Raw genomic sequence first — 17,003 nt, 5'->3', positions numbered from 1 at the left:
GGTCACAAAGACGTTGCCACAGGACGTGGCGTTCTTAGTCTTTGATCTTATGCTCGAAAAGATTCCTTTGAAAATCTGTGGCATCCGCCGGAGGCTTTTTAAATGGATTTGAATCCATTTAAAAAAGGATTTAAATCCATTTCGGCTTCGATGGTTGTTTCAGAGCCATGTCCTGATAGGACGATTGTTTCCTCTGGCAATGTGAGTAACTTTTGATGAATGCTTCCTAGTAATTGCTCATGGCTTCCACCTGAAAGGTCCGTTCTACCAATGCTTCCTTGGAATAAAGCATCCCCTGAAAAAACAATCCCAAGCTCTTTGAAATAGTATGAAACACTTCCTGGTGAGTGTCCTGGTGTATAGAATAACTCAAATGAAAAGTCACCAACAGAAAATTCCCCTTCTTTGGGTAGAATGGTTGGCTCTACTTTCGATAGGATTTCTTGTCCAGGAATAAAATATGCGGAACCATTTAAAGCAGGATCCTTAAGCCAATTTTTCTCTTTCTCTTGGATATATACAGGAACATTCCAATGAGAAAGAACATCATCTATGGCACCAATATGATCAAAATGAGCATGTGTTAAAAGAATAGCAATTGGAGTTAATCCTTGCTGCCTTAAAATGTTATTTAATCTTTGCCCATCCCCACCTGGATCAAGGATGATACATTCCTTATTCGAATTTGCAAGTATGTATGCATTTGTTTGTAATGGTCCTAACGGTACCCTTTGCCATTTCATCGTTTTCCCTCCGTTGCTTTTTAATCTACAATCTATTTTACACTAACAGACGAAAACGAAAAAGCGTTGCATTAGTTAATTTGTCTTGAAAGTGTCACTTTTTCCTCCTCGACAAATCTGGAGAAAACGATTAGAATATAGATTGAATCTATCTATTTCTTTACATAAAGGGTTTTCAGCCTTTTAATCAACTTTTTACCTTATGGTGATGTTGTAAATTTTCATACTATGGGGAAAATAGTACTGATGATTTAGAAGAAAAGGCGCATTTTTACACGAACATTGATTATAGCAAGGGGGTAAGTCACATGGGTCTAATGATTATCTTTTCTTTAATCGTAATTTTAGCGGCATTTGGTATTATTCGTTCATTACGTGATAAAAACATTTTAGCCTTATTATTCTCAACAGGAATCTTTTTAGTATTAGGCTGGTTCACTATCATGACAATCTGGAAGCATGGTTTCCCAACAGCTCACTAATCCTATACAAGTTTAAAATGCCATCGGATGTCCGATGGCATTTGTATTTTAGTTAAAAATGTACAAGTTCTTTTACCGTTTTTGTTTTCAAATCAATCAACTTTTCAAATTGAAACCCGTATAAACTTAAGAACCCATTTGGAGAGAAATTAAGTGGTTGATCGTCCAGCTTTTCAAGGAGAACTTCTTCTTTTCCTGTGCTCATATCATAGGAAACAAGCTTGAATTTTTCTCCATACGTATCAAATGGACCTGTTGAATATGGTTTAAACGAATAAAATTTCTTTTGACCCACAACATAGTCTGCCGATGGAATGTACCACTTTGAATAGTCACTCAAAAGCGGCATTTTATATTCATGCAGCTGTTTGTTTTTTTCAGGATTGTAAAAGCCAATTTTCGCAAATGAATCCTCCTCCTGAATTAATTCATACGTAACAAGTAAATCCTGATAAGTCACAAATGAAATGATGTTCTCAAATAAAAGTCCCTCTGTTTTCGTATTTAAATGATACGAATAAAGCGGTGCAAAGAAATCAAGTTCATTTTGATCCCATTTTAAATAAGAAATTGTGTTTGAATTAATCCATTGAATAAACGGCTGGAATACCTCATATTTCGTTGCTTCTTGCTTTTGGATATCAAGCAAATGGGTTTGAAATGACCAATCCTCTAAAAATGAAGTCACGAACACCTGATTTGTATGATACGGATTCCAGCTATAAAACAAATCAAAGGAATTCACTTCCCACTCATATTGTACTGTACCTGTCTTGTCAACAGCTGTTAGCTTGGCCTGATTTTGGGAATCTGATGTATGTATCAAAAACATAGAATGGTCTTCATTCGCCTTCATTGTTAGCACCGGAGCTGAAATCTTCAGGAACAACTCCTTTTCACCAGTAAACAAATGGTACCTGTAAACTTTTGAAATTCCGTTATCATCAATCACATAAAGGATACTTTCATCATCATACCAATCGCCCACAATATTAAACTCTTCCCCTTGAAGATCTAGTGGCTGCAACTGCTGGCTTTCCCCCAAGAATTTAGTTGGCACAGGGCCCTTCGAAACATTCTTATTACTACTTTTTGGCGCATTACTTATATCAAACGGTTGATGAGAGTTACAGCCAGCCAGTAGAAAAAGAAACATGAAAAAGTATATCCATTTTCTCACCAACTCGATATTCACCTCTTTATTCTAAATCAAATGCACCTCGGTGTATTTGCGCCCGATTTTTTTCGATTCAACTCGAAAAATTTCCATTGAAAAATCGTGGCATCCGCCGGAGGCTTTAACTTTTTTAGCAGAAGTAGACACTTCTGCTAAAAAGTTAAAAATTCACTGCCCAATCATACAACAGTGAGTCATTTACTTACTATTGTTTCCCTTAACAGATAATACGATTATGCATGGTAAAAAGTTTCAAAGCAAGAAAAAAAACCGAAGAAATTTCGGCTTTTTCATTGAATGTTTTTACATATATAAAGATGCCAGAAAGGCTCCTAACGTTTCCTGATAAATTTCTTCAAATTGAGACAGTGGCAATGGATTAACTCCTTCACCTAATTCGAACGTAAACCCAGGGCGTCTCCACTCTTGAATAAACCAATCTTTGTAGCCTGCATGGCTATCAACAAAGCGAACAGCCTCATACCCCGTGACTCTTGAAAATTCATTAACCAGGTTTTTCGCTTCAGGCGGCTCAAGCCCTTCATACCCCCAATAAATAACCTTACCTTGTGTATGGAAGGCTAATACACGGGAAAAATTAGAGGACCTTGTTAATTTTTCAATAGCAATAACCTCAGGCTCAGTTAACGGAGCATCTCCAGGATAGTCTCGTGGTGCAGGTGCCTTAGGTTCTTTCCTCTTCTTTTCGATTTCCCAGTTCGCCGGAAATTGATTATTTAAGTCAACACCTCGAATATTCGCTTTCCAGTCTTTAAAATCAAGATTTCCATTATTTATTTTGATAACCTCCTGGTTATATGGTTCCTGTTCTGGTGGACCATTAAGGACTAAATCGACTCCATCCGGATTAACCATTGGAACAATTGAAAGGTATGTTTCTAAATAGAATGGCTCAACATAAAAGCCACGTATTGGTGCCATATTGGTTAATGCAAGCAAATATTCATTTAAAAAGGTCATGATTACGTTCGTTGTTATCCATTCGTTCGCATGAAAAGATCCGTTCCAATGAACTCTTTTTGTACCTCTCCCCAACCGTAACTCAAGTAGTTCCTTTCCCAATACACTTTTTCCAATCGAACGTGTTTGAAGAAATGGATAAATCGATTGTAATTCAAGAATATCCTTTATCATATCTTCATAATCATAGTTTTGATTTCCATTAACGACCGGCTTCACAATCCTCTCTGGCAGTTGAATGGTTTGACCAACTTGTAGATTTTGTGCATCAATACCCGGATTGACTAAAAATAATGCATCGGCTAAAAGGGTCCGGGATTTCGCCAACTTCCATATTGTATCACCAGAAGCAATGGTATGTGGATTTAAAATAAAACCTGGTATATTTACGTTTGCTCCTACCTGGATATTATTACTGTTTAAATCTAAATTGGAGTCAATAAGTAAATGAGTAGGGATTGCAAACAATTGGCTATAATACCAGAGCGAGTCACCTGGGCGGACTTTTACCTTCACCAAAAAACCTCCTTGTTCCTTGCTTCTTTTAGTTTATGAATAAAGGTATGTCCTTCATGCCATAGGAAAAGCCTTGACCATCATAAGGCCAAGGCTTCCATTTGTTATTCTGCAAATTTTTCTGGTACTGGTTCACGATAGGACGTACCATTATAAAAGCGAAGAAGATCACCGTACACAATTTCATCGGAGTAGTCTAATTCAAATCCCGCTTTTTCCATGAATGGCTCGCAGAAGCTGATATCCGTTTCCTCGCCCGTTGCTTTGTCATAGCAGGCATTTTTTGTATACACATAGTTTTCTGTGATGAAGCTGCCATCTCTTAAAACAACAAACGGGAATTTTTCACTTGAAAATAAATCACTTCCGAAATGGACATCGTTTTGTATATCCATTCCTAGAAGGCTTAAAATCGTCGGTTTTAAATCAATTTGTCCAGCTACATTAGAAATTGTTTCTGGATTCTTATCTGTCACACCAGGTATGTGAATAATTAATGGTACCTTTTGTAGTTGGATTGAATCAAAAGGTGTAATCTCTTCTTTTTCTAAAAACTGTGCCATTGCTTTATTATGGTTTTCCGATATTCCATAATGGTCCCCGTATAGGACAAAGATTGTATTTTCGTACATCCCCTCTTCTTTTAGTCTCTCGAAAAAGAGTTTAATGGACTCATCCATATAGCGAACAGTTGGGAAGTAACGGTTCAATGTTTTTGAATTTGAATCAAATTCATTTACTATTCGATCCTTTTCTTCAAGTTCAAATGGGAAATGATTTGTTAATGTAATAAATTTCGAATAAAACGGCTGTGGCTGAGATTTTAATAAATCTATAGATTGTTCGAAGAATTCTTTATCCTTTAAGCCCCAACCAATTGAGTTTTCTTCTGTTACATCATAGCTTTCAACATCAAAGAATTTGTCATACCCTAAAGAATCATACATAATCTCTCGGTTCCAGAACGTTTTATTATTCGCATGAAAGACAGACGAAAAGTATCCATAGTCCTTAATAAATTCAGGTGTTGCTGTAAATTCATTGGTAGCATGTGTAAAGAAAACAGCACCACGTCCAAGTGGATACAATGAATTTTCTAATAAAAACTCGGAATCTGATGTTTTACCTTGACCGGTTTGATGATAAAAACTGTCAAAGTAATAACTTTCATTGATTAAGTCATTTAAAAATGGAGTAATTTCTTCTCCATCAATGGTTTCATTAATAACAAAGTTTTGAAGAGATTCCATTGAAATAACAACAACATTTTTACCTTGAGCAATCCCAAATTTATCGCTTGGGTCCTTTTGATTTGCTTTTAGGTAGTTCTCTATATCGATAAAGGAGCTGCTATCTGCTAAAGCCCGTTGTGCGGAAGACTTCGATTGAAGGACAATATCATAAATTTGATAGTTGTATGTCCCAATGTTCTTCACTAACATTTCACGGTCAAATGTTCTTGTTAATAATTGTGGTCTCTGTGCTTCCGCTAATCCAAGATTAAAAAAGAACACGGCAGCAACTAAGATAAAATAGGATCTTCTTTCCTTCTTCGTAATTTCTTCAGCAACAGAAAAGCTCGGTTTATATTTGTTTATCAAAATCAGGATCACCACGTCAATAAACATCAGTGGGTCTGTAAGGTTTAAATTCCCTGTGACACTCGTTCCTAAATCCCCCATATTACTTGTTTGGAAGAGAACCGGAAGTGTTAAAAAGTCATTGAAGAATCTGTAAAATACAACATTGGCAAATAAAACAAACGAGGAAATAAAACTAGCAAATATAATAAATTTATTTCGGTGTTTCTCCTTAATAAAAAAGGAAATGCCAAAGAACAGCAATAAAAAACTTAATGGATTAATGAGTAAAATAAACTCTTGCATCAAGTTTTCTATTTTAATTTCAAAGCTAGTTTTATATACGATATATGTTTTTATCCAAAGCATAAAAGCAGCTAAAAAGATGAACTTCGACTTGGATAATGTTGATGACCTAATCATCAAAATACCTCCCTGTTTTCAAGACCGCGGAGCACCTAAATACATTGTTAATCAAATGCGCCTTGGCGTATTTGCGCCCAGATTTTTTAGGCCCACCAGGTGGGTCACAAAGACGTTGCCACAGGAAGTGGCATTCTTAGTCTTTGATCTTATGCCTCGTAAAGTTACCTTTGAAAATCTGCGGCATCCGCCGGAGGCTTTAACTGTATTCAGCAGACAGCTGAATATAGTTAATTCCATTTTTAGGTAGTTTTAAAAAACCTATTCATAATCTTAATATGTTTTTTACCAAAAATCAATCATCAAAACAACCTAATTTTATAGAATGATATAGATGTACATTATGTATATACATATAAGACGAATAGTTGACTAGAAAGTTTCATAGTAAATAAAAGTAACAATCTTTTAAATTTTCTAACAAGAATGTAAAAAAAGAGATTTCACTGAGAAATCTCTTTTTTCTAGTACTTTTGTATGATTAATGAAGCTTTGTTTTCGCCAAATATGCGGCACCAATCACACCTGCATCGTTGCCTAACGTGGCAATTGAGATTTCTGCAGACTCAGCAACCCTCGAAAATGCAAAGCGTTTGAAGTGTTTTTTTACTGGCAGTAGCAATTGTTCTCCAGCCTTTGAGACACCACCACCGACAACGATTTTTTCAGGATTGAGTCCATTCGCAACGTGGCTTAACGCTAAGCCAAGGTGATAAGTGACATGGTCGATGACGGCTTGAGCAAGCTGATCTCCTTTATCTGCTGCTTCAAAAACATCCTTAGAGGTGATTTCCCCCGTTTTTTCAAATTGGTTACGAATAAGGCTTGGTTCGTTATTGGCTTGAATTGTTTCTTTTGCCAAACGTGCAATCCCCGTTGCAGATGCAATCGTTTCGATACATCCGGTCTTCCCACAACCACAAAGTGCACCACCTTCTGGTATGGAGGTGATATGACCAATCTCTCCACCTGCCCCATTTGCTCCGCGAACAACCTCACCATTGGAGATAATACCTCCACCAACTCCGGTTCCTAATGTTACACAGAGCAGATTCTCAGCTCCTTTACCTGCACCCTTCCACATTTCACCGATAGCTGCTACGTTCGCATCATTATCTACGAATGCAGGTAAACCAATACTAGCCTCAAGCTCTGCTTTTAATGGGTACATTTCCTTCCAGCCTAGGTTAGTTGCTTTATAGACAACCCCATCCTCGAAACGAACGGGACCTGGTGCCCCCATCCCCACACCAGCGAATTGTTCTTTTGTAAGCTGTAATTCCTGCATTTTTGTTTTTATTGCTTCAGCAATGTCGGGAATAATTTTATCTCCTGATTTATCGGTTGGAATTTCCCATTTGGTGACAATTTCACCCTCATGAGTTATAAAAGCTAGCTTAACCGTTGTTCCACCTAGGTCAATACCTATCAATAAATTTTCCATATGTATTCCATTCCTTTATTTTTGTTTATTTTTTTTGGCTCTTTTTTCAGTTTCCCATACGATTTCTTGACGGAGAAGAAAAATGGCCGATTGAAAGTCCTTTGTTTCAATAAGCTGTGAATTGTAAAGCTCTTGAACCTCAGCTTCCATTAATTCAAGATCAGCTACTCGGTCACCAACGTAAATAATGGTACCAAATTTTTTAAGAAATTGTTGTATATCATAAATTGTTTTCACATTTTCACCTTCTGCATTCCGCATTATAAATCTAGCTTATTCAAAAATATACAAACACGCAAGTCTTTCGAATGAAAGTCCTTAAAAATGTAAAAGAAGTGCTCAACATTGAACACTTCCAAAATACATTATTTATCAGGATCTTGTGGATGCAATATTTTTGGTCTATTTCTTTTTAACGGAATGGGTGCACGGAATAAGACATCCTTTAATCCTTTGAAGGAAAACGGAATAAACGGCCATAGATACGGTACATTAAAGGATTTCATTCGTGCTAGGTAAAGGATCCAGAGTGTTACCCCGCCGACAAAACCGATTACTCCAAAAATACTCGTTGTTAATAACAGAAATAATCGAGCCAGGCGGTTTGCAAGACTCATTTCGTAGCTCGGTGTAGAGAAGGTCCCAATTGCGGCAATTGCTAAATACAAAATAACCTCATTTGTGAATAAGCCAACTTCAACAGCTACCTGCCCGATTAACATGGCAGCGACAAGTCCCAATGCTGTAGCAAGAGAGGTCGGCGTATGAATAGCTGCCATTCTTAATAAATCAATTCCTATTTCAATTAAAAAGAACTGCAAAATCAATGGTAATCTGCCATCATCATTCGGGCCAATATATTTAAGACTTTCTGGCAACAGTTCTGGATGAACAGCAAACAAATACCAGAGAGGTAATAAAAAGAGTGATGCCCACACACCAATATAGCGTACTAAGCGAAGGTACAGTCCGGTAACTGGACTATTCCGATATTCCTCTGCATGCTGCATATGATGCCAAAATGTTGTTGGAGTGATGAGGACACTTGGGGAACCATCGACCATGATGATAATATGGCCTTCGAATAAATGAGCAGCCGCAGTATCGGGTCTTTCCGTATATCTAACTACTGGGTATGGATTATAATGACGTCCCGAAATATATTCCTCAATCGTCTTTTCACCCATTGGTAAGCCATCGGTATCAATCTTTGAAATCGCATCCTTAACTTCCTTAACATGATTGGGATCAGCAATATCTTCAATATAACTAATAACAATATCCGTTTTTGAACGTCGTCCCACCTGCATATATTCCATTCGGAGAGATTTATCCCGAATTCTTCTTCTTGTTAAGGCCGTGTTAAAGACGATTGTTTCGACATAGCCGTCCCTTGAACCTCTTACAACCCTTTCAGTATCCGGCTCTTCAGGTCCTCTTACTGGATATGTTCTAGCATCAATTAAGATCACTTTCTCAAGCCCATCAATGACAAGAGCAGTAGGACCTGCAAGTACCGTATCTACAACCTTATCAAGGTCATCTACACTTTCAACCTCGACATAAGGGATATAGGTCTTAAGAAGTTTTTCTAAGCCATCTATTTTTAATGTATTTTCATCCTGTTTGGCGAGAAATTTTTGTAGTAGATGCAGCATGTCATCTTTGACAAGACCATCAATTAAAAACATAGACATGTCCTTGCCAGCGTATTCTACGTCAACTTGTATGACATCAAAGCTTTTATCAACCCCAAGGGCTTCTTTTAAATAACTTTTATTTTCCTCTATATTTGTTGAGACCGGATGTTTTGGCTTTTCTTTTTCATTTCCCATCTGAATCACTCCAATCACGTCCAAAAGCAACTTGTAAGGCTACTAATCCATCTTTGACGTAAAACTGGAAAAAAATACTTTTTCAGAGAAAATAAAGAAAAGCGCCTTTTAGCAAGACACTTTTTACAAAGAGCTATTTTCCATTGCGTTAATTTCTTTTATCAATTCTTTATAATTTTCATTTTCCGGGTCTAGTTTAATCGCTTGATCTGCTGCTTTTTTTGCGTTTACGAATTCCTGCAGCTGGACATAGACTAAAGCAAGATTATAATGTGCCTCTGAGATGTCTGGTGCTTTAATCGTGACAATTTTTAAATGATCTCTTGCCTCTTCAAATTTACCAAGTTTTATCTCTGTATAAGATAAATAAAAATATACCTCTGGTGCGTCTGCACCTTTTTCCTCGGCGGTTTTAAGCATGTCATACGCTTTTTGAAACTCATTGGATTGAATAAATTCCTGTGCAGTTTGCACGACAAATTGAGGATTTTCAGAATGTGGCTGAACCACATAACCGACATAAAAAAGTGCACCAACAGTAGCTATTGTTACCACAAGTCCGCCTAATCGCTTCGCAAATTCTTTTCGCTTAGGTAAATGTACAATGCTTGCTGCTAAAAAGCCACCAACTAAACCACCAATATGACCCGAGTTATCGATTCCAGGAATCATAAATCCTAAGACTAAGTTGATAATAATAATTCCAATCACATTTGGTCCCATCGTTCTAAAAAATAAAGAGGGATAAGCTGTTCCAAAAAACAAAAGTGCACCAAAGCATCCAAAAATAGCACCGGAAGCCCCAGCAGAAATATTTGCATTAAACACAAAACTAGCTAGACTTCCTACAAATCCAGCAAAAACATAAATCAATAAAAACCTCAGTTTTCCGTATAACCGTTCGACTTCTGCCCCTAAATAATATAACGCGAAGGTATTCATAAGAAGATGAATGAATCCAATATGTAAAATCATTGGCGTGAAAAAGCGCCACCATTCACCATTTAAGATCCGGAAGTTTTCCTTTGCCCCATATTTCAATAAAGTTTCCGTATTTGTGCTACCTCCATGCAATTCTAAGACTGCAAACATAATTAACTGAATGGCAATTAAGATATATGTAAAAAACGGTTTTCCATTTTGGAAAATTTCCTTTTCACTTGAAATCCGCTTATTCGCAACTGTAATAACTTCATGTTTGATGGTTTCAATCGTCTCAACGTCTATATAGATGGAGTCATCCAAATCAAATTCAGTATGAACAAACTTTGATACTTCCTGTAATCCTGTATCCTTTTGGTCAGAATCAATTAAAACAGTATGTAGCGTAGTAAGACCTTTAGTACCTGCAACAAGTGGGCTATCCAATCGATATTTCCAATCATCAACAGGTGGGTATGTCGTGATATAAATATTTAGAGCTTCCAGTTTGCGGGCAAATAGTCGTTTTCTTAACTGCTCCAATCTTCCTGCTGTGATTTCCATATCCCGCTGCATCCAATTGCTCCAATCAAGATCATGGCGTAGAATGCGAATAATTCTTGGTTTGTTTTTTTGTGTCCCCTCTAACCAGATTTCATTGTTTGATTTTGATAACTGGAGAATTCGGTAACCACCTTCCAACTGAAGCCTCTCAATCATTTTCCAATAGACATAATCCTGCTTGAACACCAAATCCCCCCTCGTCCAATAAGTTTCTTTTATTATAAACGTTTTTCTATAACAGTTACCAAATTTCTGTCTTAAAAAACGAAAAAACCTGTTGAACGAGGGCCAACAGGTTTTCTTTTCTATCGGAAGGCTTGGTGTATCATTCTATTTCGAATAAATGGGATTTTCATCGACGAACTGATAAAGACACGTCGAACTGCTGGATTACCAAATACCCGATTAAAAATGCGATAACGATACCTGTATATAGCATAAATCCCACCAATAAGTAAAGCTATTCGGGTCAATAAGCTTAACATTTTAATCCCTCCTAGATATACTTTTTGATTATGCTGTTCATTTTATCCTTGTATAAGTGAAAGGAAATATGTCCCAAGACCAGAAGCAAGGAGAATTGATAAAAAATTCACAACGTCATTATTGCAAAAGCGAAGGCCCCTGAGATAGTTCGTTTCCTTTCCACAATGGAGCATTTTTTCCGTTTCTATTCCACAAATAGAGCATCTATAAACGACTTGGATGGTTGCTCCTATAATGGTATCAAATAAATTTCCACAGAATCCAGTCAAAGTAAGTCCTACCAACAGAACTACTGAAAGCTCAGGCCAAACTAAAAATGAAATGAGACTAATGAGAAATGAGCCCAAAAAGCCAGCTATCGTTCCTAATACTGATACTGCACCTGATGTACCTGCATCCACCCGCTTCATTTTTGTAAGTAAAATTGGCATTTTCTTACTAAGTGTCCCAATTTCTGAAGCCCATGTATCTGCATTTGCAGCTGCGATGGATCCAATGAAAAAGTATAACCAAAACAATGAATCAGTCCATGCAAACATTAATCCTGCTAATGCGGCAATTCCACCATTAGCAAAGACTTGGATGATATCCCTCTGCTCACCTTTAGCCACTTTATTTTTGAGATTTTCTTTATTTCCAGCCTTTAATTTACTCCATACGCTCGAGCTTGCAAAAAAGACACCTACTAACAGTAAGCCACGATAACCAAATCCTATCGACACAGCACTTCCTACAATAATCGTCCCAGCAGCCCCGCTAATTGTTAAAGATTTTAGCCTATATCCTGCTACTGCCACGGCAATAGAAGCTAGTATTTGGATGGAAAGATTAATCATGCGGGTCTATAACCCCTGTGTTTGTCACGATTTTTTGAACAGGAATATCGAATGGCTCAATCGGTAGTTCTTCTACCAGTTGCTCTGGAAATGCCAAAGAAACGGTATTGCCCTGATATTCTGTTAAATATCGATCATAATATCCTCCACCGTGGCCAAGGCGGTATCCGTTCGTTACGAAACTTAGGCCAGGGACAAACAATACATCTATCTCATTATGTAAAACCTCTCGTGTTTGTTCTTCAATTGGTTCTTGTAATCCATAATAGACTACTTCTAATTGTGAAAATGATGTTATTTCACGGAATGTCATTGTTTTTGTCTTTGGATGACATTTTGGAACAGCAACTCGTTTCTTTGATTCCCATGCTTTTTCAATCAAGTATTTCGTATTGACCTCAAATTCCTGCGAAATCGTGATGCCAATTGTCTTTGCGTTCACCCACTCCGTTAATGAAAGGACTTGTTCTGTAATTTCCAGTGACCTTTTATTTAAAGTAACTTTATCAATAGAACGTAAAGTCTCCTTCTTTTCCTTTCTCATTTCCTGTTTCAACTTCAACCTAATTCGCCTCCTCATCATTGCTTCAATTATATAATAAAAAAAACAGCAGGAAATTTCTTTCCTACTGTTACTTTGTTTCGCGGTGTAGAGTAACCTTTTTAAGTCTTGGGCTATATTTCTTAAGTTCAAGACGGTCAGGGTTATTTCGCTTATTTTTCTTTGTAATATAATTACGATCACCAGTTTCAGTACAAGCTAAAGTGATTTTAACACGCATCGTTATTTCCCTCCAAACATTTAAAGCTTTAATCAGACTTACCTATCATACCACTTAACTATTCAAAATTCCAGTCCTATTTTTTGGTGAAAAAGAAATTCTAATCACTATATTAAAATACAATTAACAGGTATACAAAGTGTTGTCCACATTAGTAAGTTACGATAAGATTAGTTATGGAATGGAGTGAAGATATGGTATACGCATTTATTATTTTATTAGGTATCGCAATTCTTCTTCTTGTTATCTCCTTTTATGGGAAGGACCGGATAAAATCGGTCCAAGAAGAAATAGATCAGCTTTCCCTTTCCGTAATACAGGAAACGTATCTTTTAAAGAAAAAAATGAAGATCTTAGAGGAAGAACTACTCACAAATGACATTGATGATGAAATGGGACTACCGCAAACAAGTTCCATGTCTTTATCAAATACCTCCATTTTATCTTTATATGATAAAGGCTTGAGCTATGAGGAAATCGGAAATAAAACAAATTTACCAGTTGAAGAAGTTCGTCTCATTCTAGAGCAAGCAAAGAAAATGGGGCTCATTTAATGGATAAAAATTTATTACGTGGAATCGCAATTGGAATTATCATATCAACCATTGTCTATGGGACTATTTACTATTTGACTACATAAAGTGAAACTTCAATCATTGGGGTTTACTTCATCCCCGCTGTTTGTTAGTTGAGGCCCACATGATGTGGGTCACAAAGACATTGCCACAGGACGTGGCGTTTTTAGTCTTTGTTCCTTTAATCGGGCTTTTACGAACAGTTAACCCCACCTCTAAAGTTTAGAGGTGGAGTTTTACTACTCGTTAATGCGGGATAAAAAAACTCAAGCCTTGGATTGGCTTGAGTTTTTTGTTAGGCGTTAAGATCGACATTTTTACCTTTTACCATATAAATGATATGTTCAGACATATTGGTTGTATGGTCTGCTATCCGTTCGATATTACGGGAAACAAAGGACAGCTGTGAGATTTGATTGAATGCATCAGGTTTGCTTGGCATTAATTCAAGCAATTCTTTGATAATCTTACCGTATAAATCATCGACCTCATCATCGGCCTTTGCTGTTGTAATCGCAAGCTCGATATCCTTTTCGATATAGGCTTTAATTACGTTATTTAACATGTCTAAAGCCATTTCAGCCATTTTAGGAATATCTACAATTGGCTTGATGAGTGGCCCGTTTCCAATATGGATTACAGATTTTGAGATATTTACGGCTAGGTCACCGATTCGTTCAACATCGTTTGAGATTTTCAATCCAGCGATAATCGTGCGGAGATCGGATGCGACCGGCTGTTGTTGAGCAATTAGTTGAATAATCAAGTTATTGATTTCTTCTTCAAGTTCGTTAATATGTTGGTCTTCTTTAATGATTTGCTCAGCCATTTCGATATTTTGGTGTGCCAGTGATTGGACTGATTTTTCAACAGCAATTTTTGATAGATTTACCATTTCAATAAGTAATTCTTTAAGACGATCTAAATCTTTATCTAACGTCGTGCGTATGGACATACTCTACTCCCCTTATATATTTATTTTTTAGCCAAAACGACCCGTGATGTAGTCTTCAGTGCGCTTGTCGGATGGGTTAGAGAACATTTTATCAGTTTTTTCGTACTCGACAATTTCTCCACTCAGGAAAAATGCAGTTCGGTCAGAAATACGTGCTGCTTGTTGCATGTTGTGTGTAACGATGATAATGCTAAAGCTTTGCTTTAGTTCCTGAACTAGTTCTTCAATCTTTAATGTCGAAATCGGGTCAAGTGCAGAAGTCGGCTCATCCATTAGTATAACATCAGGTTCGATTGCTAAACATCTAGCAATACAAATTCTTTGTTGCTGACCGCCTGAAAGTCCATATGCGTTCTCGTGTAGACGGTCTTTCACCTCATCCCAAATGGCAGCCCCTCGTAAACTCTTTTCCACAATTTCATCAAGTATCTTTTTGTTTCGAATTCCATGGATTCGAGGTCCATATGCTATATTGTCGTAAATGGATTTTGGAAACGGATTTGGCTTTTGGAAAACCATTCCAACCTTTGTTCGAAGCTCTTCCTCTTTATAAGACTTATCAAAAATGTTTTTTCCTCGATATAAAATCTCACCGGAAATTCGGACAATCGGTACGAGTTCAACCATGCGGTTTAATGTTTTAATATAAGTTGATTTTCCACATCCTGACGGCCCAATGATTGCCGTCACTTCGTTTTCATAGATTGGAAAATTAATATTTTTTAACGCATGATCTTCCCCATACCAAAGGTTTAAATCCTTAGTATCATACACAACTTTTTTATCTATTTGAGCTGTATTTACATTTTTATTACTAACAACTTTTAATGACATCGTTTGAGTTTCTCCCCTTCAAATAAGATTAGAATCTTCTTTGGAATTTATTTCTAATCAGGATTGCAATAGAGTTCATTAAGAATAGAATGATTAGCAAAATAACAATTGTTGCTGCCGCTAGATTTGCGTATTCAGCTACCAGTGCAGAATCAAGTGTCCAATAATAAATTTGCATTGGCATTACGGTGAACTTATCAAAAATGCTATCAGGTAGTGGAATTAATAAGGCCGGAATTCCAAGAACAACAAGTGGAGCAGTTTCACCAATTGCTCTTGAAAGTGCCAAAATAGCTCCTGTTAAAATTCCAGGTATTGACGCTGGTAAAACAACATTTTTAATCGTTTGCCATTTTGTAGCTCCCATTCCGTACGAAGCTTCACGTAAAAACCCGGGAACTGCGCGAATTGATTCTTGACTTGCCACAACAACGATAGGAAGTACCAATAGTGACATAGTGAGTCCACCAGCTAATACAATATTTCCTAATCCAAATCCACGGACAAAAACAGTTAATCCTAAAATACCAAATACGATTGACGGAACACCTGCAAGGTTGGAAATATTTGTTTGAATAAAGCGTTGAAGCCGTCCTTTTGTAGCATACTCTTCAAGATAAATAGCTGTTCCAACACCAAGTATAAGTGTAATTGGAGCTACAACAATCATTAACCAGAGAGTTCCAAGAATCGCGCCCATAATCCCAGCGTTTTCAGCGACCGTTGATAATTTATTCGTTAAAAATTGAAGGTCAATCCAACCAAGACTTTGAGCAATAACACGATAAAAAAGGATTACTAGCACTACTAGGCTGAATAGTATTGAGATTAAAAAGATGGTTTTTGCAATTTTATTGACTGCTAAACGTGTATTAAGTTTCTTTTGCACCTGTGCTGCATTTACATATTTCATCTTAATATTCCTCCTTAAACTTGCGAGAAATATATTGGGCAAGCAGGTTCATAACTAATGTAAATACAAATAGAGTAATAGCTACAGCATATAAACTATAATATAAAGTCGAGCCTGCTGGTGCATCACCACTATTGACTTCAACAATGTAAGAAGTCATTGTTTGCATTGATTGGGTAATATCAAAGGTAAAGTTCTTGGTACTTCCACTAGCAAGAGTAACAATCATGGTTTCACCAATTGCTCTGGATATACCAAGAACAAAAGAAGCAATGATTCCAGACATTGCAGCAGGAATAACAACCTTCCATGTAACTTCAAGTTTTGTTGAGCCTAGACCAAGCGCACCTTCCCTTATAGAACTTGGCACTGAGCTCATAGCATCCTCTGATAGAGATGCGACCATAGGAATAATCATTATACCCATGACGATACCTGGACTGAGGATATTGGTCGGTTCAAGACCAGGAATAATAAATTGTAAAAGAGGTGTTACGAACGTTAATGCAAAGAAACCATAGACAATCGTCGGAATTCCTGCAAGAATTTCAAGGATTGGCTTTAAAATTCTTCTAACTCGGTCTGAAGCATATTCACTTAAATAAATAGCTGACATCATACCGATTGGAATTGCGACTAACATTGCTATAGTCGATGATATAACTGTTCCTGTTAGTAGAGGTAAAACCCCGAACTCAGCATTTTCACCGAGGGGTTTTAAGACGGTACCAGTATAGAAATCGAGAAACGGTACACGTTTAAAAAACTCGAATGTTTCAAAAAGAAGAGTAAAGACGATACCAATTGTCGTTAAAATGGAAACAATCGCAATTAAAAGCAAACCTTTTGGAATGACTTTTTCAATAATTGTGTTCATGCTTTTATTGCTTTTATTTTGAGCGATCAGCTCTCTCACGTTTAAAGCTTTAGAACCTTCCTTCATGATAAACTCCCTT

Annotated in this window: 18 protein-coding genes; 2 read left to right on the top strand and 16 right to left on the bottom strand. The window is 36.9% G+C overall.

Annotated elements, in window-relative coordinates; all coding sequences use genetic code 11:
- Positions 1 to 98: 98 nt before the first annotated feature.
- Entirely contained in the window at positions 99 to 743 is a 645-nt protein-coding gene (locus tag V7112_RS12245) for an MBL fold metallo-hydrolase (protein ID WP_335419792.1), read from the bottom strand.
- A gap of 308 nt (positions 744 to 1,051) precedes the next feature.
- Between V7112_RS12245 and V7112_RS12240 the strand changes: the two genes are divergently transcribed.
- A complete protein-coding gene (locus tag V7112_RS12240) occupies positions 1,052 to 1,225 on the top strand; it encodes a DUF2759 domain-containing protein (protein ID WP_335419789.1) in 174 nt (57 codons plus the stop codon).
- A 52-nt stretch (positions 1,226 to 1,277) separates the two neighbouring features.
- Here the strand turns inward: V7112_RS12240 and V7112_RS12235 are convergent, their stop codons facing one another.
- The 11 genes from V7112_RS12235 to rpmG form a co-directional block, all read right to left on the bottom strand.
- The gene (locus V7112_RS12235; protein WP_335419785.1) at positions 1,278 to 2,252 is read right to left on the bottom strand and encodes a hypothetical protein; all 975 of its coding nucleotides are present in this window, start codon (positions 2,250 to 2,252) and stop codon (positions 1,278 to 1,280) included.
- A gap of 453 nt (positions 2,253 to 2,705) precedes the next feature.
- The gene (locus tag V7112_RS12230) at positions 2,706 to 3,899 is read right to left on the bottom strand and encodes a M14 family metallopeptidase (protein WP_335419783.1); all 1,194 of its coding nucleotides are present in this window, start codon (positions 3,897 to 3,899) and stop codon (positions 2,706 to 2,708) included.
- 104 nt (positions 3,900 to 4,003) lie between these two features.
- Positions 4,004 to 5,902, bottom strand: a complete 1,899-nt coding sequence (locus tag V7112_RS12225; RefSeq protein WP_335419780.1) for an LTA synthase family protein — start codon at positions 5,900 to 5,902, stop codon at positions 4,004 to 4,006.
- Between the two features lie 481 nt (positions 5,903 to 6,383).
- Positions 6,384 to 7,346 (bottom strand): ROK family glucokinase, encoded by a 963-nt coding sequence (locus tag V7112_RS12220; protein ID WP_335419777.1) that lies wholly within the window; start codon positions 7,344 to 7,346, stop codon positions 6,384 to 6,386.
- Positions 7,347 to 7,361: 15 nt separating this feature from the next.
- Positions 7,362 to 7,583, bottom strand: a complete 222-nt coding sequence (locus tag V7112_RS12215; RefSeq protein WP_335419773.1) for a YqgQ family protein — start codon at positions 7,581 to 7,583, stop codon at positions 7,362 to 7,364.
- 128 nt (positions 7,584 to 7,711) lie between these two features.
- Positions 7,712 to 9,181 carry a spore germination protein gene (locus V7112_RS12210; RefSeq protein WP_335419769.1) on the bottom strand — a complete coding sequence of 490 codons (1,470 nt, stop codon included), beginning with the start codon at positions 9,179 to 9,181 and terminating at the stop codon, positions 7,712 to 7,714.
- A gap of 123 nt (positions 9,182 to 9,304) precedes the next feature.
- Positions 9,305 to 10,852, bottom strand: coding sequence for a rhomboid family intramembrane serine protease (locus V7112_RS12205; protein ID WP_335419766.1), 1,548 nt, complete (start codon positions 10,850 to 10,852; stop codon positions 9,305 to 9,307).
- Positions 10,853 to 10,971: 119 nt separating this feature from the next.
- Entirely contained in the window at positions 10,972 to 11,151 is a 180-nt protein-coding gene (locus V7112_RS12200; protein WP_335419763.1) for a hypothetical protein, read from the bottom strand.
- Between the two features lie 42 nt (positions 11,152 to 11,193).
- Positions 11,194 to 11,988, bottom strand: a complete 795-nt coding sequence (locus tag V7112_RS12195) for a DUF92 domain-containing protein (RefSeq protein ID WP_335419760.1) — start codon at positions 11,986 to 11,988, stop codon at positions 11,194 to 11,196.
- A complete protein-coding gene (locus V7112_RS12190) occupies positions 11,981 to 12,550 on the bottom strand; it encodes a 5-formyltetrahydrofolate cyclo-ligase (protein WP_335419757.1) in 570 nt (189 codons plus the stop codon). Before V7112_RS12190 ends, V7112_RS12195 begins: the two co-directional genes overlap by 8 nt.
- Before the next feature lie 70 nt (positions 12,551 to 12,620).
- Positions 12,621 to 12,770: a 50S ribosomal protein L33 gene (gene rpmG / locus V7112_RS12185; RefSeq protein ID WP_335370017.1), complete on the bottom strand. Its 150-nt coding sequence runs from the start codon at positions 12,768 to 12,770 to the stop codon at positions 12,621 to 12,623.
- A 194-nt stretch (positions 12,771 to 12,964) separates the two neighbouring features.
- Between rpmG and V7112_RS12180 the strand changes: the two genes are divergently transcribed.
- Entirely contained in the window at positions 12,965 to 13,324 is a 360-nt protein-coding gene (locus V7112_RS12180; RefSeq protein WP_335419754.1) for a hypothetical protein, read from the top strand.
- 316 nt (positions 13,325 to 13,640) lie between these two features.
- Here the strand turns inward: V7112_RS12180 and phoU are convergent, their stop codons facing one another.
- Genes phoU through pstC form a run of 4 tightly spaced genes read right to left on the bottom strand, consistent with a single transcriptional unit; the run spans position 13,641 to position 16,990 of the window.
- The gene (phoU, locus tag V7112_RS12175) at positions 13,641 to 14,300 is read right to left on the bottom strand and encodes a phosphate signaling complex protein PhoU (RefSeq protein WP_335419752.1); all 660 of its coding nucleotides are present in this window, start codon (positions 14,298 to 14,300) and stop codon (positions 13,641 to 13,643) included.
- Positions 14,301 to 14,327: 27 nt separating this feature from the next.
- Complete coding sequence (gene pstB, locus V7112_RS12170) at positions 14,328 to 15,134, bottom strand: phosphate ABC transporter ATP-binding protein PstB (RefSeq protein WP_335419749.1); 807 nt, start codon at positions 15,132 to 15,134, stop codon at positions 14,328 to 14,330.
- Between the two features lie 28 nt (positions 15,135 to 15,162).
- The gene (gene pstA / locus V7112_RS12165) at positions 15,163 to 16,047 is read right to left on the bottom strand and encodes a phosphate ABC transporter permease PstA (protein WP_335419746.1); all 885 of its coding nucleotides are present in this window, start codon (positions 16,045 to 16,047) and stop codon (positions 15,163 to 15,165) included.
- A 1-nt stretch (position 16,048) separates the two neighbouring features.
- Positions 16,049 to 16,990: a phosphate ABC transporter permease subunit PstC gene (pstC, locus tag V7112_RS12160; protein ID WP_335419743.1), complete on the bottom strand. Its 942-nt coding sequence runs from the start codon at positions 16,988 to 16,990 to the stop codon at positions 16,049 to 16,051.
- Positions 16,991 to 17,003 lie beyond the last annotated feature (13 nt).

The organism is Bacillus sp. JJ1566 (assembly GCF_036962685.1).
GTDB lineage: Bacteria > Bacillota > Bacilli > Bacillales > Bacillaceae_L > Ferdinandcohnia.
This window is presented reverse-complemented; position numbering and strand designations above follow the sequence as displayed.